Consider the following 20,494-nt stretch of genomic DNA (forward strand, 5'->3'; position numbering starts at 1 on the left):
CATATCCGATGAATGTCAATTGCCAGAAATGGCTTGTACGACCCATTGCCCGGCGACTTGCACGAGTTCTCGGTCACAGTGGAATTCGTCCACTTCGCTTTCATGGCCCGGCAGTACGCAGACCACGGTTTCGCCCTGCTGGCGCAAGGCGGCAATCGCGGCGCCCACGTCCTGCGCGTCGCCCCAGGGCGCACGGATGGCGGCCTTGAGCGCACGCGTGGGCACCACGCTCACCAGTTGCTTGATATCCAGGCTGAAGCCGGCGGCAGGACGGTTGCGACCGAACACCGCGCCGACTTCGTCATAGCGGCCGCCGCGCACCAGCGCATCGCTGGCGCCGGGCACATACATCGCGAAGCGCGTGCCGCTGTAGTAGCCATAGCCGCGCAGGTCGGCCAGGTCGAAGGTCACGTTCACGCCTTCGAGGCGCGCCGCCAGCCACTTGAGGTGGGCCAGCACTTCGGCCACGCCGGGCACGCCCGCCAGCGCCTTGCCGGCTTCGTCGAGCACCGACGCGTCGCCATACAGCTGCAGCAGGGCCATCAGGCCGTCGCGCGACGCTGCGGGGAATTCGCGTGTGAGGCGCGCCAGTTCGCTGGCGTCCTTGCTGGCCAGGGCCGCATGCACGGCATGCAGCACCGGGGCTTCGAGCACCACGCCGGCCAGCAGGCTGCGCACCACGCGCACATCGGCCATGTCGACACTGACGTTCTCGACCTGGGCGCTGCGCAGGCAGGCCAGCGCGAGCAGCAGCGACTCGAGGTCGGCCTCGAGACCGGCATGGCCGTAGATCTCGGCGCCGAACTGCAGCGGCTCGCGCGTGGCGCGCGGACGGTCGGGACGGGTATGGAGCACCGGGCCGCAATAGCACAGGCGGGTAATGCCGCGGCGATTGAGCAGGTGGGCATCGATGCGGGCCACCTGCTGCGTGGTGTCGGCGCGCAGGCCCAGCGAACGCCCGGAGAGCTGGTCGACCAGCTTGAACGTCTGCAGGTCCAGGGCTTCGCCGGTACCCGTCAGCAGGGACTCCAGATGCTCCAGAAGGGGAGGCATGACCAGCTCATACCCATAGCTACGCGCCGTATCGAGCAACCCTCGGCGCAATTCTTCGATGTGCCGTGCCTCGGAGGGCAATACATCGGCGATGTGATCCGGCAGGACCCAAGCAGACATGGAAAAAAGGGGAGGCTGTTAAAAACGCGATTCTACGGGATAGCGGTGTTGTCCTACCCATCGAGACCCCATGGCCTAGCCACGGCAACCGGTATTGCCGGCATGGGCGTGGTAGGAAAAGGGCTTGCGCGCCAATGCAAAGAGGGGCCGAAGCCCCTCTGTTGCTGCCTTGCCGGCGTGCGCCGCAGGCTTACCTGGCAGGTGCGGCGTTGCCGTTGCGCATGGCCTTGAAGAATTCCGACGAGGACGGGTCGAGCACCATCACGTCGCTCTTCTTGCTGAAGCTGGCCTTGTAGGCTTCGAGGCTGCGGTAGAACTGCGCGAACTGCGGGTCGCGGCCAAAGGCCTCGGCGTAGACACGCGCGGCTTCGGCATCGCCCTCGCCCTTGATCTTCTGCGCGTCGCGGTAGGCGTTGGCCACGGTGACTTCGCGCTGGCGGTCGGCATCGGCGCGGATCTTCTCGCCTTCGGCGGCACCGGTCGAGCGCAGCTCGTTGGCCACGCGCTTGCGCTCGGCTTCCATGCGGCGGTAAACCGATTCGGTGATCGACTCGGCATAGTCGACGCGCGTGATGCGCACGTCGACCACGTCCATGCCCCAGGGCTTGGCGCCGCGCACCGATTCCAGCACTTCGCGCTTGACATCGGCCATCAGCGCTTCGCGCTTGTCGGCCAACAGGTCGCGCACGGTGCGGCGGTTGATTTCCTCCTGGAACGCATTGCGCACCACGCGGTTGAGCTGCATCGTGCCCGCGGCTTCGTCGAGGCCGACGTTGCGGATGTACTCCGACGGCTCCGAGATGCGCCAGCGCACGTACCAGTCGATCACCACGCGCTGCTTCTCGGCCGTCAGCATCGGTTCGGTATCGGTGCTGTCGAGCGTCAGCAGGCGCTTGTCGAGATAGCGCACGTTCTGGAACGGCGGCGGTGCCTTGATGTGCAGGCCCGGCTCGGTGATCACTTCCTTGATCTGGCCGAGCGCGTAGACCACGCCGAACTGGCGCTGGTCGACGACAAACAGCATCGAGCTCAGCAGGGCCAGCGCCACCAACAGGCTGGAGACAATAAATCCGACTCTGTTCACAAGAATCTCCTAGCGGGCATCACGGTCGCGCGAACGGCTGTTGTCGCGCGCACGGACTTCATTCGACATGGGGGAAGGCACGGTCGTCGCGCCCGGAACCGCAGCGGCGGCGGTGCCGGCAGCGTCTGCCGCGGCAGCGCCCTGGCCCGTGGTCTGCATGATCTTGTCCAGCGGCAGGTACAGCAGGTTCGAGCCCTTGCTGGAATCGACCAGCACCTTGGTCACGTTGCCGTAGATCTGCTGCATGCTTTCAAGGTACAGGCGGTCGCGCGTGACCTGCGGCGCCTTCTGGTACTCGGCCTGCAGCGCGGCGAAGCGCTGGCCGTCACCCTGGGCCTGGGCCACGATGCGCTCCTTGTAGCCCGCGGCTTCTTCCAGCATGCGCGAGGCGACGCCGGTGGCACGCGGCACGACATCGTTGGCATAGGCCTGGGCTTCGTTCTTCGCGCGCTCGCGCTCCTGCCCGGCCTTGAGCACGTCGTCGAACGAGGCCTGCACCTGCTCGGGCGGACGCACGCCGCCTTGCTGCATGTTGATGCCGACGATTTCGACACCGACCTTGTAGCGGTCGAGAATGGTCTGCATCAGCTGGCGCACGCGCGGCGCGATCTGGTCGCGCTCCTCGGACAGCGCGGCATCCATGCGCATCTTGCCGACCACTTCGCGCACCGCGGTCTCCGCGGCCTGGACCACGGCCTCGGCCGGGTTCTTGCTCTCGAACAGCCAGGCGCGCGCATCGCTCAGGCGGTACTGCACGGCAAACTTGATCTCGACGATGTTCTCGTCCTGGGTCAGCATGGCCGACTCGCGCAGGCCCGTGCTCTTGATCACGTTGTCGCGGCCCACATCCGCCGAGCGGATCTGCGTGACAAACACCAGTTCATGGCGCTGGATGGGATACGGCAGGCGCCAGTTGATACCCGCACCGACGGTGCTGTGGTACTTGCCGAACTGCGTGACCACGGCCTGCTGGCCTTCCTGCACGATGAAGAAGCCCGTGGCCAGCCAGATCGCCACGGCAATGCCGGCAATCAGGCCGATGCCCGCACCCGCGTTCTTCATGTCGGGCTGGAAGCCGCCGCCATTGCGCCCGCCCGGGGGCTGGCCGTTGCCACCGTTCCTGCCGCGGAACAGGCCCGACAGCTTGCGGTTGAGGTCGCCCCAGAGTTCGTCCAGATCGGGCGGCGTGCCCTGCGGCTGGCGGTCGCGGTCACGGCCGTTGGCCGGCGGCGGAATCGGCCGGTCGCTGTCCGGCCTGCTGCCATCCGAGTCCTTGTCATCGCCCCGGCCCCAGCGGGGGTCGTTCAGGTTGAACATCCCCCGGAGGCCCTTGGGCAGCAGCGCCCAACGGGGCGCGCGGTTTGAAAAATTCATGCGAAAAGTCTCGGTTTTTGCAAAAAGACAGGGATCCCTTCGGCATTTTGCCCAAACAGGGCTTGGCGCCTCATAAATCAGCGGGTGGGTCGGGGATCTTATCCGTCCCCTTTTCTGCCAGGACGCTCTCGGTGAGCAGCTGGCGCAATGCCGGCAGGCCCTCGCCCGAGCGCGCGCTGACGAACAGCCGCGGCACGGCCTGGCCGTCCCACTCGTAGCTGTCCTGCAGCTGGGGCGGGCGCAGTTCGGCCGGCATGGCATCGAGCTTGTTGAATACCAGCACCTGGGGAATGCCGTCGGCGCCGATTTCCGCCAGCACCTTCTGCACTTCGGCAATCTGCTCGGGGAACGCGGGATTCGAGGCATCGACCACATGCAGCAGCAAGTCGGCATCGACCGCTTCCTGCAGCGTGGCCTGGAATGCATCGACCAGGCCGTGCGGCAGGTCGCGGATGAAGCCCACGGTGTCCGACAGGGACACAGATTGGCGCGCATCGCTCAAATACAACTGGCGCGTGGTCGTGTCGAGCGTGGCGAACAGCTGGTCGGCGGCATAGGCGCGCGCCTTCACCAGCGCATTGAACAGCGTCGACTTGCCGGCATTGGTGTAACCGACCAGAGAGACGTTGAACACATCCTGGCGCTCGCGCTGGCGGCGCTGCGTCGCGCGCTGCTTCTTGACCTTGGCCAGCCGCTCGCGCGTGCTCTTGATCGACTTGTCGATCATGCGCCGGTCCAGCTCGATCTGGGTTTCACCCGGGCCGCCGCGCGCGCCGATACCGCCGCGCTGGCGTTCCAGGTGGGACCAGCGGCGCACCAGGCGCGTGGCCAGGTATTGCAGGCGCGCCAGCTCGACCTGGAGCTTGCCTTCGTGGCTGCGCGCGCGCTGGGCAAAGATCTCGAGGATCAGCATGGTGCGGTCGTTGACCGGCAGTTCGAGATGGCGTTCGAGGTTGCGCTGCTGCGCAGGACTCAGCGCCTGGTCGAAAAGCACTTCCTGCGCGCCATGCATCTGCGCCAGCATGCGGATCTCGTCGGCCTTGCCGCTGCCCACGAACAGCGCCGCGTCGGGCACCTTGCGCTTGCAGGACAGGCGTGCCACGGGCGTCAGCCCTGCGGTCTCGGCCAGCAGGCCGAGCTCTTCGAGCTCGGCATCAAAATGGGGAAGCCCGAAATCCACACCCACCAGAAGGACGGGTGCGGCCGGGCCGTTGGGAGTGTCAGGAGAGCCCATGCAGGCCTCCTGTCGGCATGCGCCTCCCGGACGCAGGGAAGAAGACTGGAGGGTGCAATCTCAGGCGCCGGCGGCTTCGTTATCGCCGGAGGCTTCGGCCGTGGAGAAGTTCACGGCGCGGCCGGGAACGATGGTCGAAATGGCGTGCTTGTACACCATTTGCGTGACGGTATTGCGCAACAGCACAACGTACTGGTCAAAAGACTCAATCTGGCCTTGCAGCTTGATACCGTTGACCAGATAGATGGACACCGGCACATGCTCGCGACGCAGTGCATTGAGGAAGGGATCTTGAAGGAGTTGGCCTTTATTGCTCACGATATTCTCCGTGTTCGAGGAGTGTTGTTGTAAACTTACACCTTACCACAGAGCCTTGCCAATCCCCCGAAAACCGGGTTTTGCAAGGCCCATGTGCAATCACTTGTCTTTGTCGGTAAAAGGATTGTGCGAGGTTTTCATCTCGATGCGCAGCGGCGTGCCCACGAGATTGAATTCCTTGCGGAAGCGCCCCTCGAGGAAGCGCTTGTACGCATCGGTCACATGCTCGAGCGAATTGCCGTGCACCACGATCACCGGCGGGTTCATGCCGCCCTGGTGGGCGTAACGCATCTTCGGGCGGAACATGCCGGCGCGCTTGGGCGCCTGGAACTGCACCGCCTCGAGCAGCAGGCGGGTGAGCACCGGCGTCGACATCTTGCAGGTGGCCGCCTTGTGCGCCTGGGCAATCGAGGTCCACAGCGGACCCAGGCCCTGGCGCTTGCGCGCCGAGATGAAATGCAGCGAGGCGAACTTCAGGAACGACAGGCGCGACTCGATCGAGCGCTGCAGCAGCTCGCGCTGGTACTCGTCGACCGCATCCCACTTGTTGACGGCCAGCACCACGGCGCGGCCGCTTTCCAGGATGAAGCCCGCAATGTGCGAGTCCTGCTCGGTCACGCCCTGGGTGGCGTCGATCAGCAGCAGCACGACGTTGGCCGACTCGATGGCCTGCAGCGTCTTGACCACCGAGAACTTCTCGATGGCTTCGAACACCTTGCCCTTGCGGCGCAGGCCGGCAGTGTCGATCAGCTCGAACTTCTGGCCGTTGCGCTCGAACGGCACCGAGATCGCGTCGCGCGTGGTGCCGGGCATGTCGAAGGCCACCAGGCGCTCCTCGCCGAGCCAGGTGTTGATCAGCGTCGACTTGCCGGCATTGGGCCGGCCGGCCACGGCCAGCTTGATCGGACCGAGCTCGCCCTCTTCGAACGCATCGTCCTCGGGTTCGGGCAGGTTCAGCGGCTCGAGCGCGAGATCGACCAGGCTGCGCATGCCCTGGCCATGGGCCGCGGACACCGGGTACACCTGGCCCAGGCCGAGTTCATAGAACTCGCTGAGCTGGGGGCTTTCCAGCATGCCCTCGGCCTTGTTGGCCACCAGCAGGCAGGGCTTGCTCAGGCGGCGCAGGTACTTGGCGATCTCATGGTCCTGCGCGGACACGCCGGCACGCGCGTCGACCACGAAGATCACCACGTCGGCCTCGGCCACGGCCTGCTGCGTCTGCTTGGCCATCTCCTTGAAGATGCCGCTGGATGCATCGGGTTCGAAGCCGCCGGTGTCGATCACGATGTACTCGTGCTTGCCCTGCTTGCCCTGGCCGTAATGACGGTCCCGCGTCAACCCGGCAAAGTCGGCGACGATCGCATCCCTCGACTTGGTAAGCCGATTGAACAGCGTCGATTTGCCCACGTTCGGGCGCCCTACTAGGGCAATAACTGGCTTCATCCCCAAATACCTATCAATCCGGCCGGAAGCCGTACACGCCACCATTGCGCGTCACGACCACCAGCGTATCCGCAGCCACCACCGGTGCTGCAGCAATCCCGGAGTCATCGGTCGTCAGGCGGTTCAACGGGGAACCATCCTCCTTGGACAACAGATGCACCAGACCATTGTCATCGCCCACCACCACCGAGCGGCCCACCACCAGGGGGGCCGTCAGCTTGCGCAGTTGCAGGCGATCCGTAGACCACAGGCGGCTGCCATCGGCACGCCGCCAGGCGATCACTGTTCCATTGCCTTCCGCGCCGACGACGCGTTCGGCATCGCCGCCCACGCCCTGGGCGCCGCGCGCCGGCTGGGCCCACAGCAGGCGCGCGCTGGACGCATCGACACAGGCCACCGAGGCCTGGAAGGTGCGCGCGCAGAACTGGCTGTCGTCGCGGTACACCGGGCCGACCAGGTCGACCAGGCGCTCGACATCGTTGGTGCCGCGCGGGCTGGCCAGCGGCGCTTCCCACAGCACGGCGCCGTTGTCGGGGTTCAGGCCCACGAGCCGGCCCGAAAGGCCGGCCAGCAGCGTGTCGCCTAGGGCCGTGAGCACGCCCGCCTGGCGCAGCACCAGCGACTCGCCGGTGCGCTGCTGGTGCCAGAGCTGGCGGCCGTCCTCGGCATCGAAGGCCGTGAGCGCGCGGTCGGCGGTCAGCACGAACACGCGCCCGCCGGCCACCAGCGGCGGCGTATACGAGGCCGCCGACAGGCGCTTGCGCCAGAGTTCGCGGCCCTGCTCGAGCAGCACCACTTCGTTGCTGCGCGTGACCACGGCCTGCTGGCGGCCATTGCCGCCGACGCCGGCCGTCAGCGGCTGGCCGACCTTGGCCTGCCACAGCGAGGCACCGGAGTTGGCATCCAGCGCCTGCAGGCTGCCGTCGAGGCTGGCGAGCACCACCGTGGCGCCATGCACATCGACCACCAGCGGCATCTGCCCCAGCGGCGCGATTTTAGCCGTCCAGGACTTCTGCACGGGCAGCAAGGCCACGTTCGGCCCCAGGTCCGGGAGTTTGACCTTGTCGGACCACAGCGCGCAGCCGGCAAGGCCGGCCGCCAGGCCCAGGGTACAGAGGCTGCGCACCAGGCGCGTAGGCAGGCTGCGGGTCATAGTTTGGCTTCCGTCGGGCTGGTCTGGGGCTGGACTTGCACGCCCAGCGCGTTGAGCTTGAATTCCACCAGGCGGCGGTAGTCGGTCTGGCTGTCGAAGGCCTTGTAGGCCTTCTGATATTCGGCCACGGCCTGGGTCTTCTTGTCCTGCTGCGCCAGCGCATCGCCGCGGCGGTCGGCGGCCACGGCGGTGAACTCCGCCGGGAACGAGGCCGAGAGCTGCTGCAGCGCGGCATCGGGCTGCTTTTGCTCGATCAGCACCGATGCCAGGCGCACGCGCGCCAGCGACTGCAAGCCGTTGTCGCTGCCCTTGTCGGCGACCCAGGTCAGCGTTTCCTTGGCCTGGTCCCACTGGCCCGCGTCGGCATAGGCCTTCGCGGCCAGCAGGCCGGCTTGCGCCGCCTGCTGCGTGCCGGCGTAGCTGCCCTTGAGGTCGACAAGGGCCTGCCCCACGCGGTCGAGCTGCCGGCCTTCGACGGCCTGCGTCACCGCATCGGCCAGCGCCGCCGCCTGCGTCGATTGGCGCGCCTGCCAGTACTGATAGCCATTCCAGGCCGCAAAGCCGCCGAGCACGACAATCAGGGCACCCGTGATCGGGGTGCCCCATTTGTTCCAGAAATGCTTGAGCTGGTCGAGTTGCTCTTGTTCTTCAAGGTCGAAATGTTGGGCCATGGATATGCTGGGTGTTTTCAGTCGGTTGATTGTAGAAGGGTCGCCCACTGCGCCGCGGCGCTGAGGGATTGCGTGGTCTGGGCGCCGCTGCCGTCGCGCAGCGACTTGACCGTGACCTGGCCCTGTGCCAGCTCGTCCGCGCCAAAGATCAGCGCGAAGCGCGCGCCGCTGGCATCGGCTTTCTTGAACTGCGACTTCATGCTGCCCATGCCCTCGCCCGCCGCGCCCGAGGGGCTGTGCATCTGCACGCTGACGCCCGCGCCGCGCAGCGCCTGCACCACGCTGCTGACCAGGGGCAGCGTGGCCGCATCGGGCACCACCGCATAGGCGTCGGGCACGGGGGTGACCGTTGCCAGGCCGGCTTCCTTGACGAGTTCGAGCACGCGCTCGACGCCCAGCGCCCAGCCCACGGCCGGCGCCGCCTTGCCGCCGATCTGCTCGATCAGGTAGTCGTAGCGGCCGCCGCCGCAAATTGTGCCCTGCGAGCCGAGCTGGTCGGTGATGAATTCAAACACCGTGAGGTTGTAATAGTCCATGCCGCGCACCAGGCGCGGGTTGATGCTCCAGGCGACGCCGTTGGCATCCAGGATGGACGTCACGGTGTCGAGGTGGGTGCGCGAAGCCTCGCCCAGGAAGTCGAGCAGCCGCGGCGCGAGCTGCACCAGGGCCTGCATGGCCGGGTTCTTGGTGTCGAGGATGCGCAGCGGATTGCTGTGTAGGCGGCGCTTGGCCTCCTCGTCCAGCAGTTCCAGGTTCTGCTCGAAATAGGCAATCAGCGCCGCGCGGTGCGCGCGGCGCTCCTCGGGCTGGCCCAGGCTGTTGAGCTCCAGGCGCACGTTCTGCAGGCCCAGCTCCTTCCACAGCGCATCGGCCAGCAGGATCAGTTCGGCATCGACCTCGGCGCCATGGAAGCCCAGCGCCTCGGCGCCGATCTGGTGGAACTGGCGGTAGCGGCCGCGCTGCGGGCGCTCGTGGCGGAACATCGGGCCCATGTAGTACAGGCGCTTGCCGCCGTCATACAGCAGGTTGCTCTCGACGACGGCGCGCACCACGCCGGCCGTGGCCTCGGGGCGCAGCGTCAGCTGCTCGCCGTTGAGCCGGTCTTCAAAGGAGTACATCTCCTTTTCAACGATGTCGGTGACCTCGCCCAGGCCGCGCACGAACAGCGGCGTCGGCTCGACGATGGGAGTGCGGATGTTGCGGTAGGCATAGCGCTGCATCAGGCCGCGCACCTTGTCCTCGAGCCATTCCCAGCGCGCGGAATCGGGAGGCAGGATGTCGTTCATGCCTTTGACGGCAACAATCTTTCCCGGCTTGGGAGAGGCTTTGGTTTCAGTGGTCACAGCAGAAATCGGAAAAATGAAAGAAAGGACGCGCGAGCGCCGCGGCCCCGCAGGCCGCGCGCAGCGCAGGCCTAGGCCGCCGCGGCGCCATAGCGGCGCTGCACATACTGGTCGACGATGGCGTGGAATTCCTCGGCGATATTGTCACCGCGCAGCGTCATGGCCTTTTCGCCATCGATGAACACCGGCGCCGCAGGCGCCTCGCCGTTGCCCGGCAGGCTGATGCCGATGTCGGCATGCTTGCTTTCGCCCGGCCCGTTGACGATGCAGCCCATGACGGCCACGCGCATGGCTTCGACACCCGGATAGCGCAGGCGCCACACCGGCATCTGCGCGCGCAGGTGGTCGTCGATGCGCTTGGCCAGCTCCTGGAAGGTGGTGCTGGTGGTGCGCCCGCAGCCCGGACAGGCGGTGACGCTGGGCACGAACATGCGCATGCCCAGCGACTGCAGGATCTCGCCGGCGACCACCACTTCCTGCGTGCGCGCTTCGCCGGGCTGGGGCGTGAGCGAGACGCGGATGGTGTCGCCGATGCCCTCTTGCAGCAGCACGGCCAGCGCGGCCGTCGAGGCCACCGTGCCCTTGGTCGCCATGCCGGCTTCGGTCAGGCCCAGGTGCAGCGCGTAATCGCAGCGGCGCGACAGCTCGCGGTAGACCGAAATCAGGTCCTGCACGCCGCTGACCTTGCACGACAGGATGATCTGGTTGCCGCTCAGGCCCATCGATTCGGCCAGCCGCGCCGAGTCGATGGCCGAGGTGATCAGCGCCTCGTACATTACCTGGCGCGGATCCCAGGGCTGGGCGCGGCGGTTGTTCTCGTCCATGAGGCTGGCCAGCAGCTCCTGGTCCAGGCTGCCCCAGTTGACGCCGATCCGCACCGCCTTGTCGTAGCGCGCCGCGGCTTCGATCATCTGACCGAACTGCTTGTCGCGCTTGTCGCCCTTGCCGACGTTGCCAGGGTTGATGCGGTACTTGGACAGCGCCTGGGCGCAGTCCGGGAACTCGGTCAACAGCCGGTGGCCGTTGTAATGGAAGTCGCCGACCAGGGGCACGTTCTCGCCCATGCGGTCGAGCTGCTCGCGGATATAGGGCACGGCCGCGGCGGCCTCGGGCGTGTTGACGGTGATGCGCACCATCTCCGAGCCGGCCTGGGCCAGTTCGCGGATCTGGATCGCGGTCTCGATGGCATCGACGGTGTCGGTATTGGTCATCGACTGGATGCGCACTGGCGCATCGCCGCCCACCGTGACGACGCGGTCGCCCCAGACCACGCGGGCCTGGCGCGAGCGCCGCGCCGCGGGAGCGGACATGGGAATGGGCTGCGGTTCGTGGCTGTTCACTTATTTCACCTCAAAACGGGCTACGTCTTTACCTTGCGCCACGGCGGCGAGATCGAAGGGCTGGCCGCGCACCTGCAGCGTGGTGGCGGCAACGCGTCCCACCACCACCTGCACCGGCAGCGTGGCCGAGACCTGCGCCGTCTCCCCAGCGCCCAGGTTCTTGCTCAGCACGACCGCGCCGCGCGCGTCCTTGACCTGCACCCACGACGGGGCCGTGGCGCTGAACGCCAGCGGCGCCTGGCCGGGCAGCGCGGGTGGCACCGCGTCAGTGGCAGCCGCAGCTGCGGCAGCCGGAGCTGCGGCAGCCGGGGCTGCGGCTGGCGGCGTGTCGATGGCCGCAGGCACTGCGCCTGTCGGCGCCGCGGCAGGAAGTGCGGCGGCGGCCGGCACATCCGCGGCGGGGGCCGCGGGCAATGCGGCAGCGGGCGCAGGCACGGCGTCCACCGGCTGGCTGGTCACCTCCCTGCCCTGCTCGGCGTCGCCGCGGTCCAGCATGCCGTCGGGCATGAAATAGACCGCCGCCGCGCCCAGCAACAGCAGGACCACCGCGCCCACCGCCTTGCGCGACACGCCGCCACTGCTGGCGGCCATGCCGCCGCTCTTTCCGGCGCGGGCCTTGATCGGCGCGTTCAGGTGCATGCGCTGCGCGTCAAACCCCTTGATCGCGCTGCGCGGCAGCTTGTCGAGCACCGGCTGGACTTCGAGGCCCAGCGTGCGGCAGATGCTCGAGGCCAGCGCCCGCATGAACACATGGTCGTTGAACGCCGCGTAATCGTCGGCTTCGAGCGCCTCGAGCTTGTGCACCGGTACCTTCAGCGCGCCGGCCAGCGCCGCCACATGCAGCCCCGCCGCCTCGCGTGCCTGGCGCAGCTGCTGACCAGCGCTCGCCTGCGTATCACCCTGTTCACCGGACATCGGCAACTCTCTCTCACTCATTGAATGCACCCCGTTGATAGGCCAACCACTCGCGCGATTCCGGAAAACGCCGCCCCAGCGGGCCGGCCAGCTGCTGCATGGCCAGCTGGTCGCCCTGGGCGCGTTCGATCCTGATGCCAAGCCACAGCGACTCGGCGTTGGCCTGTTCGCTGTTGTTCAGGCGGCGGATGTAGAAGCGCGCACGCGTGGCATCCCCCTGAACATACAGCACGTTGGCCAGGTTGTAGGCGACAACCGGATTGCCGGCGTCCATTTCATAGGCCTTGAACAAGGCCTGTTCGGCGGCCTTGTGCTGGCCGGCGCTCTCCAGGCAAAGGCCTTTGGCCATCCAGGTCTTGGCGGCCGCCTGGTAGCGCGGCTGGGCCAGCGCATCGTTGAACAGCTGGTCGGCCTGCGCATAGCGCTTCTGCTGGCACAGCAGCCAGCCATAGTTGTGCATGACGTTGCCGTCGCGCGGCGCCAGCGCGAGCGCGCGGCGGAAACCGTCTTCGGCCAGCACCGGATCGTTCAGTTGCATGTAGATCAGGCCGCGCAGCTGGTGCGCCTCGGCATAGCCGGGATCGGTGGCCAGCGACTGCTTGATCTCGTCAAGCGCGATCTCGGTCTTGCCGAGCTGGAAATAGCTGCCCGCGAGCTCCATGCGGATGCGCGCGCGGCGCCGGACCTCGGACTCATCGGACGGCGTGACGATGTCGCCCTGCGCACTGTCGGCGCCGCTGGCGCGCGGGCCGCTCGCACAGCCGGCGAGCAGCGCCAGGCCCAGGCAGGCTGCGAACCCCCAGCCCCGGTATGAACTTGCCAGCCGTGCGATGTTTCCAGGATTCATGCCATGAGCCTTGTGGTTTCCTCAGGGAGCGGGAGCGATGGTGATGGTGCGGCGCTTGGCCATGCGCTCGGCGGCGCGCGTGCGGTCCTTGACGTCGCCGGCGAGCTGGCCGCAGGCGGCGTCGATGTCGTCGCCGCGCGTCTTGCGCACGGTGGTCACGATGCCGGCCTGGGTCAGGATGCGCGCAAACTCCGCCACCTGGGGCGCGGGCGAGCGCAGCAGGCCCGAGGCCGGGAACGGGTTGAACGGAATCAGGTTGAGCTTGCACCAGGGGCGGCCGCCGCCATGGCGGCGCACCAGGTTCACCAGCTGCTGCGCATGCTCGGGCTGGTCGTTGACGCCATCGAGCATGCAGTATTCAAAGGTGATGAAGTCGCGCGGCGCGTGCTCGAGATAGCGCTCGCAGGCCTGCATCAGTTCCTCGATCGGGTACTTGCGGTTCAGCGGCACGAGGTCGTCGCGCAGTGGATCGTTGGGCGCATGCAGCGACACCGCCAGCGCCACCGGGCAGTCGAGGCCCAGGCGGTCCATCATCGGCACGACACCCGAGGTCGAGACCGTGACGCGCCGGCGCGACATGCCGTAGCCGTGGTCGTCGAGCATCACCTTCAGCGCGGGCACCAGCGCGGTGTAGTTCTGCAGCGGCTCGCCCATGCCCATCATCACCACGTTGGAGATGACGCGCTCGCTCACGCCCAGGCGCTTGCGCAGCGCATGTTCGGCAAACCACAGCTGGGCGAGGATCTCGCCCGTGGTCAGGTTGCGGCTGAAGCCCTGGTGGCCCGTGGAGCAGAAACGGCAGCCCACGGCGCAACCGGCCTGGGACGAGATGCACAGCGTGCCGCGGTCGTCCTCGGGGATGAACACCGCCTCGACCGCATTGCCGTCGCCCACGTCGAACAGCCATTTGACGGTGCCGTCCTGGGACACATGCTCCGTGATGACCGGCAGCGCCGTGATGTGGGCACGCGCCTTGAGCTTCTCGCGCAGGGACTTGGCGAGATCGCTCATTTGTTCAAAGTCGCTCGCACCGCGCTGGTGTATCCAGCGAAACAGCTGCGTCGCCCTGAAACGCTTCTCCCCGAGCTGTTCGCAATAGGCGCACAGTCCGTCGAGATCAAATTCAAGAAGATTGGTAGTCATATCGGCATGCAGGTCCACGCCGCCGCCAGGCGCCGCCGGCAAAAGGCCCGGAGGCCTCGTGCCCTGCGGCGTCCACGCGATCAACGCGAGTAGATGTTCAGGCCGGGGAAGAAGAAAGCAACTTCCACTGCCGCGGTTTCAGCAGCATCCGAGCCATGCACTGCATTGGCGTCGATGCTGTCGGCGAAGTCGGCGCGGATGGTGCCGGCTTCTGCCTTCTTCGGGTCGGTGGCGCCCATCAGTTCACGGTTCGTCAGGATGGCGTTCTCGCCTTCCAGAGCCGTGACCATCACGGGGCCGGAGATCATGAAGTCGACCAAGTCCTTGAAGAAAGGACGGGCAGCGTGCACAGCGTAGAACTGTTCAGCTTCCTGGCGCGACAGGTGGATCATGCGGGCTGCCACGACCTTCAGGCCAGCGCCTTCGAAACGGGCGTAGATCTGGCCGATCACGTTCTTGGCAACTGCGTCGGGCTTGATGATGGAGAGGGTGCGTTCGATAGCCATTTGGTTTTCCTTGAGGGGTTTTAAAGATTTTTGTCCGTAAGAACAAAACCTCCCATTCTAGCGATCTCAGGCATACACCTGACTCTCCACCGGGGACTGCCGGCAGCAAGCCGCCCGCCTCCCCTGCCCGGCGCCCAGCTAGGCGCCCCCAGCTAGGCGCCCCCAGCTAGGCGCCCCCAGCTAGGCGCCTCCGCTCAGCGGCGGCCGCGGCGCTGGGCCGTGGCGCGCTTGGTTTCCTTGCGCGCCCGCGCCAGGCTGTCTTCGCCGATGTAGCCAGGCGTGGTCTTCAGCGGATCGGCCTGGGCTTCGCCGGCCTGCGTGGGCTTGCGGCCCGGGCCGGATCTCGGCGCCGCGGTGCGCGCGGCAAAGATGCCGCCGCCCTTGCGCGCCGGCGCCGGTGCCGAAGCCCGGCCCCGCGGCGCGCGCTCGGCACGCTCGGCCGCCTGCTCCTCGGGGTTGCGCGCCGCCTGGCGCAGCGCCTGGATGTCCTTCTCGTCGAGCTCCATGAACGCGCCGCGCTTGAGGCCGCGCGGCAGCAGCATGGCGCCGTAGCGGATGCGGATCAGCCGGCTCACGGCGTGGCCCACGGCCTCGAACATGCGCCGCACTTCGCGGTTGCGGCCTTCGGAAATGGTCACGCGGTACCAGCAGTTCGCGCCTTCGCCGCCGCCATCCTCGATGGAGCCGAAAGCGGCTTCGCCGTCCTCGAGCTTGACGCCGTCAAGCAGCTTTTGCTTTTCTTCCTTGTTGAGCGCGCCCAGCACGCGCACCGCGTACTCGCGCTCCAGGCCGAAGCGCGGGTGCATCAGGTTGTTGGCCAGGTCGCCGGAATTGGTGAACAGCAGCAGGCCTTCGGTGTTCAGGTCGAGACGGCCTATGGACTGCCACTTGCCCTGGTGCAGGCGCGGCAGGCGGCGGAACACCGTCGGGCGGTTCTGCGGATCGTCATGGCTCACCACCTCGCCCGCGGGCTTGTGGTAGGCCAGCACGCGGGCTTCGGGGCCCTCGACGCGAAAGCGGATCAGCCGGCCGTTGACCTTGATCTGGTCGCCCAGCTGCACGCGCTGGCCGACGTGGGCCGGCTCGTTGTTGACGAAGATCTTGCCTTCGACAATCAGCTTTTCCATCTCCAGGCGCGAGCCCATGCCGGCCTGGGCCAGCACCTTGTGCAGCTTGGGCGATTCCGCCTGCGGCGTCAGCACGCGCTTGGCCAGCGCCGCGTCCTCGGGCTGCAGTTCCTGGGCATCCAGCTCACCGGCCACCACATCGGCAAAATCAAAGCCGGGCGCGGCAGCGGCCGCCGGCACCGCCGTGTTGCGGCGCGGGCCCTTGCCGAAGGCTCCCTTGACCTGCTGCGGGCGCGGGCGCGGTTGGGGGCGCTGGCGCGCTGCGGGACGTGCGTCCTGGCTTGCGTCTGCATCAGGCACCGGGTTGAGCTTGCCGTCTTTATCCGCCGTCGAATCGTTCATATCGTTTTCCTGTGTCGCATCACGCGAGACTTCTTTCATTCAAACCTGGGGCAGGAGAGACGCCTGGCCGTCCGGGCCGGTGCTGTCCTGCGGCGTGTCGCCGCCCTCCTGCTCCTCTGCCGCGGCCCCTGCCGTTTCGGCCTGCGGCGCGGAAGCTTCCGCGTCGCCTTGCGCTTCCAGGGCCTTGAACAGGTCCTGTTGCGGCACGCCGGGCTGCATTGCCGGCAGCTGGTCCAGCGATTGCAGTCCGAGGTCGTCCAGGAACTGCCGCGTCGTTGCCAGCAGCGCGGGCCGGCCCACGGTTTCGCGGTGGCCGATGACCTCGACCCAGCCGCGGTCCTCGAACTGCTTGATCAGCAGGCTGTTCACGGTGACACCGCGGATATCCTCGATGTCGCCGCGCGTGACCGGCTGTTTGTAGGCAATGATGGCCAGCGTCTCGAGCGCCGCGCGCGTGTAGCGCGGCGGCTTCTCGGGATGCAGCCGGTCGAGGTAGATGCGCATCTCCGGGCGGCTCTGGAAACGCCAGCCCGACGCCACCTGCACCAGTTCCACGCCGCGCAGCGCCCAGTCCTGCTGCAACTCGAGCAGCAGGCCTTTGACAGTGTCGGTTCCAAGTGCATCGTCAAACAACGCCCGCAGGTCTCGCACGGAGACCGGCAAAGGCGCGCATATCAGAGCAGTTTCCAGAACCCGTTTGGCATCGACCGTATTCATGGTGCAGCGACTCGGGGTAACGCGCCCCGGTGGCGGGGCTTCAGGGGAGACGGGCAGCAAAGCGGCTGCGCCGGCGGGCGTTCGGGCGTGGCTGGCGCCGTGCACACGGGCGCAGCACAGGCCGGAACCTGGGGCGGATTGTAGCCCAGCCGCGCAAATCGCTCAGGCGGACTGCGCTAACCCCCAGGAATCGCAGGCTGCCTGCATGTCGGCCGGCAGCGGCGCGTGGAACTCCAGCGGCTTGCCGGTCATCGGGTGCACGAACGCCAGCCGGAACGCATGCAGGGCCTGGCGCTGCATGCCCGCGGCCGGGTGGCCGCCATAGGTGCTGTCGGCGACCAGCGGATGTCCGATCGAGGCCATGTGCACGCGGATCTGGTGCGTGCGGCCGGTGTGCAGCGTGCAGTGCACCAGCGCCCCCTCGTCGCCGCCCGAGACCAGCGCGAAATCGGTTTTCGCGGTCTTGCCCGGATGCTGGGCCAGATCGACCACCGCCATCTTCAGGCGGTTGCGCGGATCGCGGCCGATGGCGCGGTCCACGGTGCAGGTGCGCGCGCCCAGCCAGGGCTTGTGCGCCAGCGCCAGGTACTGGCGGCTCACATCGCGCGCGGCGATCAGCGTCACCAGCGCATCCATCGTGAGGCGGTCGCGCGCGACCACCATCAGGCCGCTGGTGTCCTTGTCCAGGCGGTGCACGATGCCCGCGCGCGGCACCACGGCCGCGCCCGGATCGCGCGCCAGCAGCGCGTTGAGCAGCGTGCCGCTCCAGTTGCCGGGCGCGGGATGCACCACCATGCCGGGCGCCTTGTTGACCACGAGCAGGTGTTCATCCTCGTAGACCACGTCCAGCGGCAGCGCCTCGGGCTGGAAGGCCTGGCTTTGCAGCGTGGGGCGCATCTCGATGCGCAACTGGTCCCCGGCCTTGACCTTGAGCGCGGCTTTCTCCACCACGCGCTGGTTGACCTGCACCGCGCCCAGCGCCAGCAGTTGCTGCAGATAGCTGCGCGAGAACTCGGGCACCAGCGCGCACAGCGCCTTGTCCAGGCGCGTGCCGTGCAGCTCGATGCCCACGGGCGCCTGGCGCGTCTCGAGAACTTCTTCTTCGAGCGCGCCGGCGTCCTCGTTGAGGGCCGGGTCCGAGTCAAGGGAATGGGGGTTCATATAAATAGCAACAGCGCATGGGTTGCCCCATGCGCTGTGGTTGGATTCCGTCCCGGGACGGAACTCGGCAAAAGCCCTCAGCGCGCCGGCAGATACCGCGCCGGATCGACCGGCTTGCCCTGGCGGCGCACTTCGAAGTGCAGCTTCACGCGGTCGGCATCGGTGCTGCCCATCTCGGCGATCTTCTGGCCCTTGCGCACGCTCTGGTCTTCCTTGACCAGCAGCGTCTGGTTGTGCGCGTAGGCCGTCAGGTAGGTGTTGTTGTGCTTGAGGATGATCAGGTTGCCGTAGCCGCGCAGGCCGGCGCCGGCGTAGACCACGCGGCCGTCCGCTGCGGCGATCACCGGATCACCGGCCTTGCCCGCGATGTCGAAGCCCTTGTTGCGTGCCTCATCAAAGCCCGCGATCAGGCTGCCCGACGCGGGCCAGATGAAGCCCAGATTGTCGTCGGAGCCGGTCTGCGCCGAAGCCGCAGGCTTGGCCGGAGTGCTGGCGCCAGGCAGCACCGTGGCCGGGGCTGCAGGATCGCCACCCGCGACCACCACCGGCGCGACGCCGCGGCCGCTGCCCGAGTCCACCGGCGCCGCCGACGAGGCCGTCGACGAAGCGGGCGGCACCACGCGCACCACCTGACCCACCTCGATCAGATTGGGATTCTCCAGATTGCTCCAGCGCGCAATGTCCTTCCAGCTCTGGCCGTTTTCCAGGCCGATGCGGATCAACGTGTCACCCGGACGCACCGTGTAATAGCCGGGCTTGCCGGCGTTCTCGGCGCCCGGCAGCGGCTTGGCCGGCGCCGCCGACGACATCGAACCTCCCGACGAGGCCGTGCCCCGATCTTCCACTGGAGCCCTGTTCACTTGTGAACCACAGCCGGCAAGCACAAAACCCGCCAGCAGCACAGATCCCCAAGCCCCAAGACTTCGCGATACCAACATAAGCAATCCCTTTTAGGCAATACCTGATTTTAAAGGGACAAAGTTCACTGCCTCGAGAACGGTCCTCTTGAGTCCATAGGAGGTCTTGTCGATGACCAGCAAACTCTGTCCGCCTGCGCCGTTGCCCATGGGCGCCACCAGCCGTCCACCGACGGCCAGCTGCTCGCACCACGCGTCGGGAATGGCATCGCCACCCGCGGCGGCGATGATTCCCGCATAGGGCGCACCCTGGGCATACCCTAGCATACCGTCGCCGAACAGCAGATGCACATGTGCGAGCCGCAATGGCCGCAGATTGGTGCGTGCCTTCTCGTGCAGGCCCCGCAGGCGCTCGATGGAATAGACCTCCTGCGCGACCCGGCCCAGCACCGCCGCCTGGTAGCCGCAGCCGGTGCCGATCTCCAGCACCCGGCCCAGGCCGGAGCGTGCGCACTCGGCGCCCAGCAGCAGTGCGGTCATGCGCGCGACCACGCTGGGCTTGGAAATCGTCTGCCCCAGGCCGATCGGCAGGCTCGTGTCTTCATACGCCTGGTTGACCAGCGCGCTGTCGACGAAAAGATGGCGCTCGACGCTGGCCATGGCCTGCAGCACCGGCTGCGAGCTCACGCCGCCCTGCGCCAGCCGCTGCACCATGCGGCTGCGCACGGCCATCGAGTCGAGGCCCACGCCCATGGGCACGGGCATGGCCGCGCGCGGCGCCTGCCCGGACGGCGGCTTGGCGCCGGGCTTGGCCACGGGCCGCGCCGCGCTGGCCGAGGCCGCGATCCACGTGGGAAAACCGGGTTTGCGCTGGGTCACGGCGCCGCCTCTTTGGCCTCGGGATCGACCATGCGCGCCGCGGTCTGCGCCCAGTAGCGCAGGTTGTCGTGGTCGGTCAGGTCGACCTTGAGCGGAGTGACCGCCACATGGCCGTGCGCCGTGGCGTGGAAATCCGTGCCCTCGGCATCGTCCTTGGCCGCGCCCGCGCTGCCTATCCAGTACATGGCCTCGCCGCGCGGGCTTTCCTGGATGATCACGCGCTCGGCCGCATGCCGGCGCCCGAGCCGGCACAGCTTCAGCGGCTGGATGGCATGGAGCGGCATATTGGGGATGTTGACGTTGAGCAGCCAGGGCGCCTCGCCCACCAGCTGCTGCGCCTGCATCTGCTGCACGATCTCGCGCGCCTTGGCGGCCGCGGCCTCGATCTCGGTCCAGCCCTTGTCGACCTGCGAGAACGCAATGGCCGGAATACCGAACAGGTAGCCTTCCATGGCCGCGCCGACGGTGCCTGAATAAATGGTGTCGTCGCCCATGTTGGCGCCGTTGTTGATGCCCGACACCACCAGGTCCGGGCGATAGCCCAGCAAACCGGTCAAAGCAATGTGCACGCAGTCGGCCGGCGTGCCGTTGACGTAGCGAAAGCCGTTGGGCGCCTGGTGCACGTACAAAGGCGAGTGCAGCGTCAGCGCATTGGATTTGGCACTGTTGTTGTGCTCGGGCGCGACCACCTCGACATCGGCGATGGTCTTCAACGATTCATAAAGCGCGACCAGTCCGGGCGCTTGATAACCGTCATCGTTGGAAATGAGGATTTTCATGGGATGCTGCGGATTGTAGGCGCGGTCCGACCCGTCACCGCAGGGACAAGCGCCGCCGGCCCCAGCTTCTATCATTCCTGCAACAAAA

General features: G+C 67.3%; 20 protein-coding genes. All 20 read right to left on the reverse strand.

The features are described 5' to 3' along the window. Nucleotides 1–15: 15 nt before the first annotated feature. A complete protein-coding gene (locus HUK68_RS13610; protein WP_175504650.1) occupies nt 16–1,173 on the reverse strand; it encodes an ATP phosphoribosyltransferase regulatory subunit in 1,158 nt (385 codons plus the stop codon). 190 nt (nt 1,174–1,363) lie between these two features. Further along, nucleotides 1,364–2,257: a protease modulator HflC gene (gene hflC, locus HUK68_RS13615; RefSeq protein ID WP_175504651.1), complete on the reverse strand. Its 894-nt coding sequence runs from the start codon at nt 2,255–2,257 to the stop codon at nt 1,364–1,366. A gap of 9 nt (nt 2,258–2,266) precedes the next feature. Beyond that, complete coding sequence (gene hflK, locus HUK68_RS13620) at nt 2,267–3,631, reverse strand: FtsH protease activity modulator HflK (RefSeq protein ID WP_175504652.1); 1,365 nt, start codon at nt 3,629–3,631, stop codon at nt 2,267–2,269. Nucleotides 3,632–3,701: 70 nt separating this feature from the next. Further along, nucleotides 3,702–4,865, reverse strand: a complete 1,164-nt coding sequence (gene hflX / locus HUK68_RS13625) for a GTPase HflX (RefSeq protein ID WP_175504653.1) — start codon at nt 4,863–4,865, stop codon at nt 3,702–3,704. A 60-nt stretch (nt 4,866–4,925) separates the two neighbouring features. After that, nucleotides 4,926–5,183: an RNA chaperone Hfq gene (hfq, locus tag HUK68_RS13630; protein WP_175504654.1), complete on the reverse strand. Its 258-nt coding sequence runs from the start codon at nt 5,181–5,183 to the stop codon at nt 4,926–4,928. Nucleotides 5,184–5,282: 99 nt separating this feature from the next. Next, nucleotides 5,283–6,626: a ribosome biogenesis GTPase Der gene (gene der, locus HUK68_RS13635; protein ID WP_175504655.1), complete on the reverse strand. Its 1,344-nt coding sequence runs from the start codon at nt 6,624–6,626 to the stop codon at nt 5,283–5,285. A gap of 13 nt (nt 6,627–6,639) precedes the next feature. After that, nucleotides 6,640–7,779 carry an outer membrane protein assembly factor BamB gene (gene bamB / locus HUK68_RS13640; protein ID WP_175504656.1) on the reverse strand — a complete coding sequence of 380 codons (1,140 nt, stop codon included), beginning with the start codon at nt 7,777–7,779 and terminating at the stop codon, nt 6,640–6,642. Next, nucleotides 7,776–8,450 carry a YfgM family protein gene (locus HUK68_RS13645; protein WP_175504657.1) on the reverse strand — a complete coding sequence of 225 codons (675 nt, stop codon included), beginning with the start codon at nt 8,448–8,450 and terminating at the stop codon, nt 7,776–7,778. Before HUK68_RS13645 ends, bamB begins: the two co-directional genes overlap by 4 nt. Before the next feature lie 17 nt (nt 8,451–8,467). Beyond that, complete coding sequence (gene hisS / locus HUK68_RS13650) at nt 8,468–9,736, reverse strand: histidine--tRNA ligase (RefSeq protein ID WP_175504658.1); 1,269 nt, start codon at nt 9,734–9,736, stop codon at nt 8,468–8,470. 128 nt (nt 9,737–9,864) lie between these two features. After that, nucleotides 9,865–11,103: a flavodoxin-dependent (E)-4-hydroxy-3-methylbut-2-enyl-diphosphate synthase gene (gene ispG, locus HUK68_RS13655; protein ID WP_175504659.1), complete on the reverse strand. Its 1,239-nt coding sequence runs from the start codon at nt 11,101–11,103 to the stop codon at nt 9,865–9,867. A gap of 30 nt (nt 11,104–11,133) precedes the next feature. Further along, entirely contained in the window at nt 11,134–12,048 is a 915-nt protein-coding gene (locus HUK68_RS13660) for a helix-turn-helix domain-containing protein (protein WP_175504660.1), read from the reverse strand. 13 nt (nt 12,049–12,061) lie between these two features. Next, the gene (gene pilW, locus HUK68_RS13665; protein ID WP_175504661.1) at nt 12,062–12,895 is read right to left on the reverse strand and encodes a type IV pilus biogenesis/stability protein PilW; all 834 of its coding nucleotides are present in this window, start codon (nt 12,893–12,895) and stop codon (nt 12,062–12,064) included. Nucleotides 12,896–12,916: 21 nt separating this feature from the next. Beyond that, complete coding sequence (rlmN, locus tag HUK68_RS13670; RefSeq protein WP_175504662.1) at nt 12,917–14,038, reverse strand: dual-specificity RNA methyltransferase RlmN; 1,122 nt, start codon at nt 14,036–14,038, stop codon at nt 12,917–12,919. An 80-nt stretch (nt 14,039–14,118) separates the two neighbouring features. Beyond that, nucleotides 14,119–14,544, reverse strand: a complete 426-nt coding sequence (gene ndk / locus HUK68_RS13675; protein WP_175504663.1) for a nucleoside-diphosphate kinase — start codon at nt 14,542–14,544, stop codon at nt 14,119–14,121. A 194-nt stretch (nt 14,545–14,738) separates the two neighbouring features. Beyond that, a complete protein-coding gene (locus tag HUK68_RS13680) occupies nt 14,739–16,013 on the reverse strand; it encodes a pseudouridine synthase (RefSeq protein ID WP_244146173.1) in 1,275 nt (424 codons plus the stop codon). A gap of 39 nt (nt 16,014–16,052) precedes the next feature. Continuing rightward, nucleotides 16,053–16,730, reverse strand: coding sequence for an SMC-Scp complex subunit ScpB (gene scpB / locus HUK68_RS13685; protein WP_175504665.1), 678 nt, complete (start codon nt 16,728–16,730; stop codon nt 16,053–16,055). A gap of 162 nt (nt 16,731–16,892) precedes the next feature. Beyond that, nucleotides 16,893–17,891 carry an RluA family pseudouridine synthase gene (locus tag HUK68_RS13690; protein WP_175504666.1) on the reverse strand — a complete coding sequence of 333 codons (999 nt, stop codon included), beginning with the start codon at nt 17,889–17,891 and terminating at the stop codon, nt 16,893–16,895. A 77-nt stretch (nt 17,892–17,968) separates the two neighbouring features. Beyond that, a complete protein-coding gene (locus tag HUK68_RS13695) occupies nt 17,969–18,829 on the reverse strand; it encodes a peptidoglycan DD-metalloendopeptidase family protein (RefSeq protein ID WP_175504667.1) in 861 nt (286 codons plus the stop codon). A 12-nt stretch (nt 18,830–18,841) separates the two neighbouring features. Then, nucleotides 18,842–19,564 carry a protein-L-isoaspartate(D-aspartate) O-methyltransferase gene (locus HUK68_RS13700; protein WP_390887788.1) on the reverse strand — a complete coding sequence of 241 codons (723 nt, stop codon included), beginning with the start codon at nt 19,562–19,564 and terminating at the stop codon, nt 18,842–18,844. 59 nt (nt 19,565–19,623) lie between these two features. Then, nucleotides 19,624–20,406, reverse strand: a complete 783-nt coding sequence (gene surE / locus HUK68_RS13705) for a 5'/3'-nucleotidase SurE (RefSeq protein WP_175504668.1) — start codon at nt 20,404–20,406, stop codon at nt 19,624–19,626. Between the last annotated feature and the right edge of the window lie 88 nt (nt 20,407–20,494).

Origin of the sequence: Comamonas antarctica, from assembly GCF_013363755.1 — a bacterium.
Taxonomy (GTDB): Bacteria; Pseudomonadota; Gammaproteobacteria; order Burkholderiales; family Burkholderiaceae_C; genus Comamonas; species Comamonas antarctica.